Source organism: Streptococcus sp. HMSC070B10, from assembly GCF_001808665.1.
Lineage (GTDB): Bacteria > Bacillota > Bacilli > Lactobacillales > Streptococcaceae > Streptococcus.
In genome coordinates, this window is the sequence record NZ_KV794214.1 from 318,754 (window position 1) to 332,161 (window position 13,408).

10 protein-coding genes are annotated in these 13,408 nt (G+C 42.8%); 1 reads left to right on the top strand and 9 read right to left on the bottom strand.

Annotated features, from left to right (window positions below):
* Positions 1-66: 66 nt before the first annotated feature.
* Both HMPREF2613_RS09165 and HMPREF2613_RS09170 read right to left on the bottom strand, forming a co-directional pair.
* Positions 67-2,712 carry an alpha-mannosidase gene (locus HMPREF2613_RS09165; RefSeq protein ID WP_070480093.1) on the bottom strand — a complete coding sequence of 882 codons (2,646 nt, stop codon included), beginning with the start codon at positions 2,710-2,712 and terminating at the stop codon, positions 67-69.
* Positions 2,713-2,810: 98 nt separating this feature from the next.
* Positions 2,811-4,091 (bottom strand): glycoside hydrolase family 125 protein, encoded by a 1,281-nt coding sequence (locus HMPREF2613_RS09170; RefSeq protein ID WP_070480094.1) that lies wholly within the window; start codon positions 4,089-4,091, stop codon positions 2,811-2,813.
* Positions 4,092-4,261: 170 nt separating this feature from the next.
* Between HMPREF2613_RS09170 and HMPREF2613_RS09175 the strand changes: the two genes are divergently transcribed.
* Positions 4,262-6,349, top strand: a complete 2,088-nt coding sequence (locus HMPREF2613_RS09175) for a GH92 family glycosyl hydrolase (protein ID WP_070480095.1) — start codon at positions 4,262-4,264, stop codon at positions 6,347-6,349.
* 273 nt (positions 6,350-6,622) lie between these two features.
* Here HMPREF2613_RS09175 and HMPREF2613_RS09180 read toward each other — a convergent pair whose 3' ends face one another.
* The 7 genes from HMPREF2613_RS09180 to dltC all read right to left on the bottom strand — a co-directional run bounded on the left by HMPREF2613_RS09180 (position 6,623) and on the right by dltC (position 13,397).
* The gene (locus tag HMPREF2613_RS09180; protein WP_004235732.1) at positions 6,623-7,507 is read right to left on the bottom strand and encodes an SPFH domain-containing protein; all 885 of its coding nucleotides are present in this window, start codon (positions 7,505-7,507) and stop codon (positions 6,623-6,625) included.
* Positions 7,508-8,283: 776 nt separating this feature from the next.
* Complete coding sequence (gene adcA / locus HMPREF2613_RS09185; RefSeq protein WP_049546879.1) at positions 8,284-9,789, bottom strand: zinc ABC transporter substrate-binding lipoprotein AdcA; 1,506 nt, start codon at positions 9,787-9,789, stop codon at positions 8,284-8,286.
* 9 nt (positions 9,790-9,798) lie between these two features.
* On the bottom strand, positions 9,799-10,605 hold the full coding sequence (locus HMPREF2613_RS09190; RefSeq protein WP_000950038.1) for a metal ABC transporter permease: 807 nt from the start codon (positions 10,603-10,605) through the stop codon (positions 9,799-9,801).
* Positions 10,598-11,302, bottom strand: coding sequence for a metal ABC transporter ATP-binding protein (locus HMPREF2613_RS09195; RefSeq protein ID WP_033689523.1), 705 nt, complete (start codon positions 11,300-11,302; stop codon positions 10,598-10,600). The genes HMPREF2613_RS09190 and HMPREF2613_RS09195 overlap by 8 nt, the downstream gene beginning before the upstream one ends.
* Entirely contained in the window at positions 11,302-11,742 is a 441-nt protein-coding gene (adcR, locus tag HMPREF2613_RS09200; RefSeq protein ID WP_001249308.1) for a zinc-dependent transcriptional regulator AdcR, read from the bottom strand. The genes HMPREF2613_RS09195 and adcR overlap by 1 nt, the downstream gene beginning before the upstream one ends.
* A gap of 154 nt (positions 11,743-11,896) precedes the next feature.
* A complete protein-coding gene (dltD, locus tag HMPREF2613_RS09205) occupies positions 11,897-13,165 on the bottom strand; it encodes a D-alanyl-lipoteichoic acid biosynthesis protein DltD (protein WP_070480096.1) in 1,269 nt (422 codons plus the stop codon).
* Complete coding sequence (gene dltC, locus HMPREF2613_RS09210; protein ID WP_000351967.1) at positions 13,158-13,397, bottom strand: D-alanine--poly(phosphoribitol) ligase subunit DltC; 240 nt, start codon at positions 13,395-13,397, stop codon at positions 13,158-13,160. The genes dltD and dltC overlap by 8 nt, the downstream gene beginning before the upstream one ends.
* Between the last annotated feature and the right edge of the window lie 11 nt (positions 13,398-13,408).

Sequence of the window (13,408 nt, forward strand, 5' to 3'; positions counted from 1 at the left end):
AGGGCGAATCAGTAGTTAGTTCTTACCTTTTCGCCCCTCCTTTCTTTTTATGTTTACTCTTTGAAATTAAATTTCTTCTTTTTTGATGAATTCTGTACGAATCTCTTGTGGTGAAATGAGGCCTCTATGAACCGGGTATGGTCGTTCCAGTAGGTCCAGGAAGAGATGTTGACTTTCCGGTACACGTACATTTTCACTACACATATTGTAGTAACGAAGGATATAGCCTTCTTCATTTTCAGCTACCTTAAAGGCTGTTGGACAGATTTGCGGTATGCTGAGAACAGAATGGCTCAAGAGGCTACCAGTCGCAGCCACGCTGCCTTCTTGTCTAGCAAGCTGAAGGCTAGTAAACGGTGTCTGCAAGGCTTTAGCACGACGATAGGCTGAGAAGCGTTCTTGGGCTTGGTGGCATTCAAGCGCAAACTCGACTTCAAACTCACGCAAGCATTGTGCTTCTGGTGTTGGGAAGTAACCCCAGTCACCTAGCTCACCTGACGCACGCAGAATGGTCACTGCAATAGTGTCGTCTCCAAGGATTTCGTATTCATTCAATCCCTTGTTGGATACAGTCACCCCTTTTTCATCGTCATACAGACTAACAAAGGCTTGTTGGTGTTGAGGATTTTCAGGATTTTCCCATGAAGTTGCTGGCTTGTTTGGTCGTGTCACCACCTCATAGATGCTTTCAGAATCATTGCTTGGACGCGTGTTGTGAGTCTTGACCAAGAGACGGATACGATGATCTTTGACAGTATTGGTAAAGCGAGTCTTGCAACGGATTTGTGGATTGTCAACGAAGACAGTCAACTCAGTTTCCAGAGGAATGCTTGTCAATTCTTCTGAACGTCCCGCCTCACGCTTCATAAACTCGATGATACCTTTTTGCTCTTCTTCTAGCTTTTCATCTGCACTGACAGGCACGGTCAATTCATGTTTGAGCAAAATCTTAGCGTAGCGAGCTGTGTTTTCCAAGACCTCGTAGTCCTTAAGCTCTGCATAGATGGGCTCTGTTCCTTTTGGTTGGAAATAGATATACTCGTTTCCGATGTCACCACGGTCTTCGAAGCGGATAAAATCTTCATAGGCTTCGTGAGTTTTCTTGTCATAGACTGTGATGTTGTCATCCACACTGACCGTTACAAATGGCGTATCAATCACTCCGTTTTGGTAAATACCCTCACGGTGTTCTTGCTCTCCTTCCAGCAATTGGAAGGTTGTCCAAGAGAGAGGTGCTAGGTGAACTGGAATGGTCACGCGCACTTGACGAGCAATACGAGCTTGGCGGAACTTGTCTTTTGGTAAATCATACTCAAAATTAGCCCCAAGATCTTCGATTTTAGCCTCTACAGGACGCCCATCCAAGTCCTCCACACGATAACTTGGCAAGGTAAGAGTAGCCATCTTCTTGTAACCTTCTGTTGGGTGCAATTCCTTGAAATCACAAATCGCCACATCAATCACTGTGCTGACAGTATCGACCTTATCATGCAGGCCTGTGTTAATGACCGTAAAGAGATAATCACTTTGAGCCTTAGCTGTAGCGATTTTACCCTTCCATTCGTTAAGAAGATTGCTCTTAACAAAGTTTCCTACTTGGTTGACCTTGGCAAAACGAGTTTCCATCTCTCGGTGAACTTCGTCCACGCTACAGCCACAGATGCTATCATGTGGCGCATTCTGCAAAAGTGTTTTCCAAGCATAGGTCAACTGGTCCTTGTGGTTATGACCCCCAGTGATAATAGTCAAGGGTTCTACAACTTGCTCTAGGAGGTTGCTATTTTCTTGGAAGGCTTGTTTGAGATAAATACGAGATGAAGAAGTGTTGGCAAGTGTGTACCAGCCGTCTGTTTCCTGACTGGTCAACTCACCTGTAACAGTTGATAACTGCTCTGGTAGAGCACTTTCCACAGCTTGAACATATTCATCAAAAGAACTGTGCACAAAGGTCACGTCTGGGAAGAGTTCATTTGCCACACGAATGGCTTCACTCAAATTTTTCTGTACAGGCTGATGGTCACAGCCGTTCATCATCAACCATTGATTGGTCGAAGCATAGTCACGCACGTCTGACAACTTTTGTTTCCAGAAGGTCAAGGCCTCGTCTTTATCAACTGGAATTTCATTTCCATTACTATACCAGTTGGCAAAGAGGATACCGAGGACACGACTTCCGTCCGCACCCTGCCAGTACATTTCTGAAAACTGGGAAGTAAACTGCTCATCTTCGAGAACTTGGTTGTCAAATCCAATCGGTTTCACACCACGACCAAAGGCTGCCACGTGAATGCCTGATTTTTGAAGGATTTGAGGAGCTTGTCCCATATTTCCAAAAGTATCAGGGAAGTAACCAATCTGGGTTGATTTGCCCCATTTTGCAGCTTCTTGCTGACCAATCAAGGTATTGCGGACATTGGCTTCACTTGAAATCAAGTAGTCATCTTGCAAGATGTAAAAAGGACCAATTTTAAGTTTGCCTTCGTCGATGTATCGTTGGACTTTGTCGCGATTTTCAGGGCAAATCTCCAAGTAGTCATCAAGGACAATGGTTTGACCATCCAAATGGAAGCTCTTGAACTCAGGGTCATTTTCAAAGAGATCGAAGAGATTGTCAAATAATTCCACCAACTGCATACGGTGACTTTCAAAAGGCAAGTACCACTCACGATCCCAGTGACTATGTGAGATAATATGTACGACAACATTTTCCATGAAGTAAAACCTCATTCTAAATTTAAATTTTTATTGTTAACGTTTTAAATGTAAATTTGTGATTCTTTCCAAGAATCAGTTGCGCTAAAGCGTGTTCCTTAGCGGATATCCAAGTAATCCAAGACCAATTCACAGAACATCATGTTGGCCCAAGAGAACCATTCACGAGAGTAGAGAGTTGGGTCATCTACGTGAAAGCTTTCATGCATAACACCTGTACCACCATCGCAGGCAACCAGCTGATCCAGCAAGAATTTCTTCTCTGCCTTATCCCTTGTTGTCAAACCTTGGATAGAAAGGGCGATTGGCCAGATATAGCGATAGAAGGTATGAGAACTTCCGAGACCGCTAGCGTATTCTCCTTGGTAGAAGTAGGGATTTTCAGAGCTCAGAATGGTACGACGAGTTGCTTGATAAACTTCATCATCGACCGAACAGTAGCCCAGATAAGGCGCCGCCAACAAACTTGGTACGTTTGGATCATCCATGATGCTGGCATTTCCTAGACCATCCACTTCAAAGGCATAAATCTTTTCGCCCTTGCTGTTGGTTGTGTAGGCGTAGTTTTCGATCCCTTCTTGGATCTCCGCTTTGAGACGCTTAGCGTCTGTGATAACACTTTCGCTATCAGCTAGGTTTAATTCTGCGAAGATCTCTTGCACATAACCCAAGACTACTACAGCAAACATATTGGACGGAATCAAGTAACTATACTGACAGCAGTCATCACTCGGACGAAAAGCTGACCAGGTCATGCCTGTCACTGCAAAATCAGGGCCAAAGCCATCATTTACCAAGGTATCTTCCTTGCGGTCCGTATCGCGGACAAAACGATAAGGAGAGTTCTTGTGGTCTTGTTCCACTGTCCACAGATGAAGAATTTCCTTAGTCGCTGCGACAAAAGTCTCATCAAACTGACTAGTCTCGCCAGTCTCTTTCCAGAGGAGATAAGCCAACTGCAAAGGATAGCAAAGCGAGTCCACCTCATACTTGCGTTCCCAAATCCAGCCATTAAGGTCGGTGTGGTCGGTCTCGTGGTGCCCCTTCCAGTTTTCCTCAATGTTGAAGGAGTTGGCATAAGGATCCTTGAGCACCAAGGTCATCTGACGTTTGATCAAACCTGCAATGGTCTGACGCAGGAGGGAATCTCTTTTAGCCACATGTAGGTAGGGTCTGAGTTGAGCTGTCGAATCTCGAAGCCACATAGCAGGAATATCCCCAGTCAAGACAAAGGTTGAACCATCTTCTAGGATTTCAACCGTATTGTCCAAGGTGTCTGTATAGCAACGCTCGAAAACATCCACCCACTCTGGATGGTCCTTAGCACGTTCTGCTACTTCATCTAGCCATTCTCTAACAATTTCTTTTGAATAAATCATCGTGCAGTATCCTCTTTCAAACAAGTTTCATTTTCAGTATATAGCTTTTGAGGCAGAAAATACATACACAAATGATAGTCATTTTTCTACAAAATAGTTATCTTTGAAACTCCTTTTCTATAGGTTATCTCTTTCTGATATAATGTAGAAAAACAGCTAAAGGAAAGACTATGAAACCACTACTTGAAACCATCGATACCCGATTTGGAACTGCCAGCAAACATGCCTTCTCTCGGGGAAATACCCTGCCATACACAGGCGTGCCTTTTGGGATGAATTACTTTGTACCCCAGACCAGTGACCAGGAGGGCTCTTGGTTTTTCGATCCGCATCTGCCTATCTTTCAGGGGATTCGATTAACCCACCAGCCCAGTCCTTGGATTGGAGACTACTCTTGGCTCCTTCTGACACCTGTCACAGGCCAGCTAGGTGGAGACAGCCTCTTCCATCGTCAGTCTTCCTATGATATGGATAAGGCCTCTTTCCAACCTCATTATCTGAAGATTTTCTCCCTGCGCTATCAGATTGAAACCCAGCTCACACCGACTTGCTACGGTGCTTCTATTCGTTTGAAGCAAAAGCAAGGCAAAGCCCTCTCACTCTACCTTCACGCAACAGATGAACTGACAGTAGAGCAAGTAGATAAGCGAACTCTTGCCCTGCGACAAGAAGGTAAAACTGAAACCAACAAAAATCCACTGATACTGTTCACTGCTCTGCAAATGAATACGGATATTCTTGCTATCAGCCAAGAAGGCGAAGACTGGCGAATCGACCTGGCAGATAGTCATGCTGAAATTCAGCTAGCGACTTCTTTCATCTCTCCTTCTCAAGCACTGCTTAATCTACCTCAACAAGATTTTGATAGCTGTAAAGCAAATGCCCAAGCGGACTGGGAAAATCTCCTCGATCGTTTTGACATTATAGAGACAGGAGAGGTTGATCGAACTTTTTTTGATCACTGTCTCTACAGACTCTTCCTATTTCCACAGACATTTTATGAAGTGAACGAATCAGGGCAAGCCATCCACAAAGATTTGGCTACTGGAACTGTAAAGCCTGGTGTCCTCTTCAGCAACAATGGTTTCTGGGATACCTTCCGCACCACCTTCCCCCTCTTTGCCCTTATCATACCAGAACACTACCACCGTTTTTTAGAAGGTTTTCTCAATAGCTACCGCGATACTGGTTTCCTTCCAAAATGGCTGGCTCCAGATGAACGGGGTATGATGCCAGGTACACTTTTAGACGGTATTATCGCCGATAGCGCCTGCAAGGACATGGCCCCCGACCTAGAAGAAGAATTCCTCCAAGCCATGCTTAAAACAGCCAGCAAGGCCGACCCTCTCGGCATCAATGGCCGTCACGGTCTAGCCCAATACCAAGAACTAGGCTACCTCTCTACCGAGCACCACGAAAGCGTCAGCCACACCCTAGACTATACCTATAGTGACTTTTGTATCGCAAGTTGTGCCGAAAAACTAGGGAAAATAGAAATCGCTAAAACCTACAAGGCCGCATCACAAAATTACCGCCAGCTATTTGACGCTGAGACAGGTTACATGCGAGCGCGCAATGGTCAAGGCAACTTCCACCCTGACTTTTCTCCTTATAGTTGGGGACGTGATTATGCCGAATGTTCAGCCATCCAAGCAACTTTAGGCGTCCTCCACGATATCCCAGGCTTGATCCAGCTTATGGGTGGAAAAGAAGCCTTTAGCAACTATCTTTTAAAAGCCTGTCAGGAGGCTCCCCTCTTTGAGACAACAGGCTATGGCTACGAGATTCACGAAATGAGCGAGATGGCTACTGCTCCTTTTGGACAACTCGCCATTTCCAACCAGCCAAGCTTCCACATTCCTTATCTCTTCCGTTACTGCGATTACCCTGACTACACTGCTCTTCTCATCAAGACGCTCCGTCAGAAAGCTTTTCACCCAAGTTGGGAAGCCTATCCTGGCGATGAAGACAATGGCAGTCTCTCAGCCTGGTACATCTGGTCAGCTCTCGGTTTTTATCCGACCTGTCCAGGAAAACCAAGCTATGACCTCGGAATCCCTCTCTTTGACCACCTCCGAGTCTACCTTGCCAAAGAAGATAAATGGCTAGATATTCATGCTGAGCAAAACCACAGCCACTTCAACTTTGTAAAAGAATGCCGACTGGACACAACTCTAGTATCAACTATTCAACATCAAGACCTCTTAAAAGCTGAACAACTAACCTTTATACTTAGCTGGCTACCAAGTCATCGCTAAATAATAAAAAATCTGCAATCCCCAAGGTTATCCACAAGTTGTGAATAACTATCCCAAACTGTGCTTAACTCTTTATTTACAGGAATTAAAACTACTTTATAATCCTAAAAAGTTACTAGATTGCTCATACCAATAAGAATTATCTCTAAAACAATCAGAAGTTATCCACACTTATCCACAACCTGTTAGTAACTTTTGTGAATCGTCTTGCTTAAGCTAAGACTTATCTCTCACGAACACTAAAAAGAGCCTGACTCCAGGCTCTTTAGTCTATTATTTCTTCTCAGCACGGAGGGCTGACAAGATTTGGGTACGGATATCATCCACACCATTTGGTGTATTTGGTAAAAAGATAGTTTGATTTCCTTTAGAGGCAAAGGTATTCAAGGTGTCCAAATATTGGTTTGTCAAGAGGATGGACATGATTTGCTCTTCTGTCATGCCAACATTGGCTTCCTTGAGTTCTGTGATAGACTCTGCCAATCCATCCACAATCGCCTTACGTTGTTGGGCAATCCCCACACCATGGAGGCGGTCTTTTTCTGCTTCGGCTTCAGCTGCAGTGACGATTTTAATCTTATCTGCTTCCGCCAATTCTTGCGCTGCGACCCGTTTGCGTTGCGCCGCATTGATTTCATTCATGGATTGCTTAACTTCTGCATCTGGTTCGACCTTAGTAATCAAGGTTTTCACAATAATATAACCGTAAGTAGTCATTTCTTCTGCTACTTGATGTTGAACTTCAAGGGCAATCTCATCTTTTTTCTCAAACAATTCATCCAAGGTTAATTTTGGAACAGAAGAGCGAAGAGCGTCTTCGATATAAGATTTAATCTGAGATTCTGGACGCATGAGTTTATAGTAGGCATCTGTCACGCTCTGCTCATTGACACGGTACTGAGTCGCTACATTCATCATAACAAACACATTATCCTTGGTCTTAGTCTCAACCACAATATCGCTTTGCAGCAAACGCAACTGAATCCGCGCTGCAATCGAGTCAATCCCAAAAGGCAAGCGAATATGAATTCCGCTATTGGCAACCTTTTGGTATTTCCCAAAGCGTTCAATAATCGCCACCGACTGCTGACGAACCACATAAACTGTACTCAGTGTGACTATCACCAATAGGAGCACACAAACCACCACAAAAATCATCAAAAATGTTGCCATTATTGCGACCTCCATCATTATTTTTCCTGTATTATAGCACATTTAAAGAAGGCTGTGCAGTTTTTACTGCGATTTTTCCTGAAATGTCAATAATTAGAGGTGAATTGTCACATTGTCGTCTGATTTCTTGCTAAACCAACTGGTAAAGAATTAGGTCTACCATGCTAGTTCTTTCTAACTCCGTTGATTATCAACATACTATCTAAACTTTACAAGTCGTGGACAAAGAAACGAAACAAGTAACGGTTAATCCCTTTAAAAGACTCACAAAAAACATCATTGAAGTGAACCGCACTCCAATAATTCAAGCATTAAGTGAGGTTGATGATCCAAATTCAATGTGGTATACTATTTTTGTCATCGGTTACCGATTACGTTCCTTACGGTTCGTGAGAGGAGGTGAAACTAATGAACCTTGCCCCAGAGCTCGTTCTTACTATTATAGCGGACGTCATAGCAGGAATTATCTTGTATTTCGTCTGCAAATGGCTAGATGGTAAGAAGTAGACCGAGTGACTAGCCTATCAACACCCGTTAAATCTCTAAGATACGTCAAAAAAGCCCTTAACTACTGGCATAGTTAGGGGCTTTGGTGTTCTAATGAACCTTGTCCGTTAAAATCATTCTAACATACAAGCCCCGATATTTCAAGAGTTTTATTTATTTTTTTAAAGCGCCTTATGTATCTGAAAGATCTATCATGAAGTTAGCCATCTAGTATCAAAAAACCGACTAGCTCCTATGAACTAGTCGGTTTCTCATCAATGCGCCAACATTTCTTGAGCGATTTCTTGGCCAGATAGGTTATCTGGGTAGTAGGTTGGCCAGTTATCCATTTCTTCAAAGAGGGCTTCTTGGCTTGTGCCTCCAAAGAAGATATGGAAATGTTCTGCCTTAACTGGGGCGATATTGTGGTCACTAAACTGAACATACTTGAACTGTCCAGCGTCTGCATCTGTGGCTTCAAAGAGGAAGCGCACGCCACGATTGCCTTTCTTGTAAGTCAAGATTTTCTTACCAACATACTTGTAGGTGAATTTCTTACTTTGTCCACCTTGAACAAATTCCATAGTATTATCAGAAATGTTGATCTTAGTGACATCTGTCTGATAGCCTTTTGTATAGTAAGCCTTGTACTCAGCCTGAGTCATCTTACCAGTCAACTTAGACTTGTAGTCAAAAACTTGGTCAAACGTACCATCTTCAAGGAAAGGATAAACTGATTGCCAGTTACCTACATAGTCACTCAAGGTGCGGTCCTTGACGTCTGCATCCTCGAAGTAACCATTTTGAACTGTCTTGGTATCCTCTGCCTTTTCAGGCTCAATTGCTGGGCCTTCTTGGTCCGTTGTTTGTTTCAGAGCCTTGAGGTTTTTCTCCATAACGGAGATGTAGTTTTCGCCAGCCTTGGTATCCTCTTCTGTCAGACTTTCTAAAGGATTGAGGACATCTGTTTTGACACCTGCTTCTTTTGAAAGTGTGTTAGCAAGTGCTTGTGAAGCATTTTCTTCAAAGTAGATATAGGCAATTTTATTTTTCTTGACGTACTCTGTCAATTCTGCCAGACGAGCAGCTGATGGTTCTGCATCTGGAGAGAGACCTGAGATTGCGACTTGTTTGAGTCCATAGTCCAAGGCAAGATAGTTAAAGGCTGCGTGTTGAGTCACAAAGCTCTTTTGTTTGGCTTGAGACAAGCCTTCTGCATAAGCCTTATCCAAGGCTTGCAATTTTTCGATATAGGCAGCAGCATTCTTTTCAAAGGTCTCTTTTTTATCAGGATAATCTGCTGACAAGCTATCACGGATGTGCTCTACAAGTTTAACGGCACGAACTGGTGATAACCAAACATGGGGATCGTACTCATGGTGATGGCCTTCTTCTCCATGGTCATGGTCTCCCTCTTCTTCCTCACCACCTGGCAAAAGCAACATATCGCCTGTCGCCTTGATGGTTTTGACCTTTTTCTTATCCAAAGTATCTAGCAATTTAGGGACCCATGTTTCCATGTTTTCATTTTCATAAACGAAGGTATCTGCGTCTTGGATTTTGGCAACTGCCTTGGCAGACGGTTCATATTCATGGGGTTCTGTACCAGCACCGATGAGGAGTTCTACATTAGCAGTATCTCCTGCGACTTGCTTGGTAAATTCATAGACAGGGTAAAAGGTTGTCACAATATTTAGTTTGCCATCTGCCTGCTTTTGATTGGAACAAGCCACTAAAAACAAGGCACATAGACTGGCGAACAATAAGCTAATTTTTTTCACGTTAGTCTCCTATTTGATAAAACGTCTTACTAAACTAATAAGTAAAAAGACAGTTACAAAAATAATGGTAATACTTGCACTTGCAGGTGTTTCTGCATAGTAGGAAATGTAAAGTCCTGCTACCATTCCCAAAAATCCAATAGCACTGGCAAGCAGCATAACCGATTTAAAGTTTTTCCCGAGACGCAGGGCAATACTGGCTGGCAAGACCATAATGGTCGATACCAGAAGAGCTCCCGCAGCTGGAATCATAAGGGCAATGGCCACCCCTGTAACCATGTTAAAAAGAATGGACATGGTACGAACTGGCAAGCCATCCACAAAGGCCGTATCCTCATCAAAGGTCAAGATATACATTGGACGAAGGAAGAGGAAAGTCAAAATCAAGACAACCGCCGCAATGACAAAGAGGGAAATGACCTGTTCTTCACTAATAGTCACGATTGAACCAAAAAGATACTGGTCCAAACTCATAGAACTCGAGCTTTTACCCTTGCTCATGACAATCAGAGAAACAGCCAGACCTGTCGACATGAGGATAGCTGTACCGATTTCCATAAAACTCTTGTAAACCGTACGGAGATACTCCAGAAAGACCGCCGCAATCAAGACAATGGCAATCGTAGAAACTGTCGGAGAGATCCCTAGAACCAGACCAAAGGCTACACCTGAAAGTGAGACGTGGCTAAGAGTATCACTCATCAAACTCTGACGACGCAAGATAAGGAAGGTTCCAAGAACTGGCGAGAAAAGACTCATTGCAATAACAGCCAGAAAGGCGCGTTGCATAAAGTCATAAGATAATAAACTAAGCATGGCCCACCTCCTGGTCATTCTCATGAACGTTGAAACAACGCCATGGCGAATCTTGGTTACGGACTAGATGGATATTGCGGTCCGCATAGTCCTTAACTTCTTCAGGGTCATGAGTAATCATCAAAACAGCCTTACCATGATGATGGGCGCTGTGGTGCATGAGTTCGTAAAATTCATTTTTACTTCCTGCATCCATCCCCGTTGTTGGCTCATCTAGGATAAATACATCTGGGTCTGAAGCAAACATACGTGCAATCACCGCTCGCTGCTTTTGTCCTCCAGAAAGAGACCCCAAGCGTTTGTCTCTGTGTTCCCACATGCCCACTGAGTCTAGACTGGCTTTGATATGCTCCTCATCATGAGCATTCAAACGACGGAACCAACCCTTTCGCGGATAACGACCCGACTTGACAAATTCATAAACCGTACTTGGAAAACCTGCATTAAAACTGGCAATCTGCTGGGGAAGATAGGCCATTCTCAATTTCTTACCCTGCGTATTTGTCTTTGAAATGGTCACCTTTCCAATGCGTGGCTGAAGGATTCCAAGACTGGCCTTGATTAATGTCGTCTTAGCTGCCCCATTTTCCCCAGTTAAAGTCACAAATTCCCCACTATCAACACTATAATTGATATGTTCGAGAACAGGCTCCTTATCATAATAGAAGGATAAATCCTCTACCGTAATATATCTCATTATTTGATTTCTCCTACTAAAGCAGTTAAAAACCGCTGGATCACTTTTTGTTCATTTGGAGTAAACTGAGTTGCCACTTGTTCATAGGTTAAAAGTGTATGCTCATGGTGATGATGATGCTCCTCAGCAATTGGACGAGCCAAATCAGTCAACTGATAAAAAATTACACGCGCATCCTTAGGATCTTTAGATGTTTCCAACATCCCTTCCTTGACCAAAGACTTAATAGCCTTGGTAACTGCCGCCTGACTGACATTGAGACGACGAGCCAACTCTGAATTTGTTAAAGATTCCTCTGACAAAAGCATGAGGATATGCTCCTGAGTATTGGTCAAAGCCACCTCACTAGTGCAATGACCTATTAGGATTTCATGTTGGTTTTCCGCCTGCAAAATCACCTCATTCAAAAAGGCATCGATATCCTTCGCTAGCTGTCTCATATCTGACTCCTTTCCTTTTGGACTTCTCTTTTTTAAGAGAAAAATACTATTCTTTGAAAAATTATTTACTGGTTAATTATATCACAACCAAAAAAAGAGTCAAGAAAAAATGTGAAAACCAGTTTCATTCTTGAACTCTTCTATATATTATTATCTATTTGAATGTCTTGACATCTCCATCATAAGTCGCCCAATCTTTGCTGAAAAAGCGTTCATTCAGATGGTAAGTCGGAGCTGGCGTGGGATTGGATAGGAAAGGATCAACTGCCTTATCAAAAGCAAGCCAACCCAACCAACCTAGGTGAATGGTATCCTTAACAAAATAAGGATCCCCTCCATTTTTTGAAAAGTCAGCAATATTAGTGAAACCTTGACTTTCTAATTGATAACGAATTTTCTCCACTGCATGCTGGTACATATCTTCTCTGAGCCCTGTGTAGTCCATCCATTTCTTATTGACAGGCTGGATGACAAAGAGGACATTAACTTTCGATTTTGCAAATTGATTGAGAACCAACTGTAAATCATTATATTCAGATGATTTTAGGAAACTGTAATTCTTTTGATACCCTTCCCATTTTTTCAAATCCTTCTTAACCTCTCTCGTATAGAAATGATTTTCCATCCCCATATCATTATTGGTCGTATTGGCTTCTGCATCCTTTCGAGCAATTTTTTCTAACTCTTGGTAAGAAAATTGATCTGGAAGATCTTTTAAATAATTTTCCACATGTTCCTTATATTTGAGTTTTCCTCTAATGGAGAACTGACCAAATAGAGAAGCCTGTCTCTCATTGAATCGGGCAAAAATATTAATAGCAACCTGATCAACCTCTGATAATTCTTCACCCTTTGACAGTTTTTGAACAATGCCTTTTAATGCAACATTAGGATTCTGCTTTAACAATCGAATAGCCGCATGCTTTGCAGCAGTGTCACCAGATTGATTTTCCAGAAAAGCTGTCAATTGGTCACTGTTAAAAAATCTCTGAAACGCTGCGGGTTCATAATCAGTCTCCGTAAACCACTGAGGCGAAATTACAAATACTGCCTGCTTATTCTCTATTTCTGGCAAAATTTGCTGTAGGCCAAAATATTGATTTAGAGAGGCTGCTCCTGCTTGACCTAAAAAGTAAGGACGATAGGGACGATGGTATTTCTCGGCTAAAACAGCTGGATGGACACTATCAAATCGAATCCATTCACTGGACCCTAGAAAAGGAATAAAACGCATATTTGGATCTGTAAGAGCCCTTACTTTTTGGCTTCTCTCTTTAAAACTCTCTACACTAACAGAAGCCGCCGAATATTTCTCCTCCGTCAGATTATGGCTTGTTGTACTTGGATAAAAAAAGATGAGTAGAAGAACCAAAAATCCAGCAATGAAGATGGGCCCGAAGATCATCCATAAGCGTTTAAGCATTTTGTAGCTCCACAATACCAGCTATGATTTTATTGGCTGTATTCCAGTCGTCGCGACCAAACTCTGTTACAGGGACACGAATGTCAAAACGGTTTTCAATCTCCACAATCAACTCAACCGTTCCCATACTATCCAAGACACCGGCATCAAAAAGATCTTCATCCATCATGTCAGAAACATCTTCCATAAACAACTCATCAATAATTTCAATAACTTCTGATTTGATATCCATTTTTTATATCC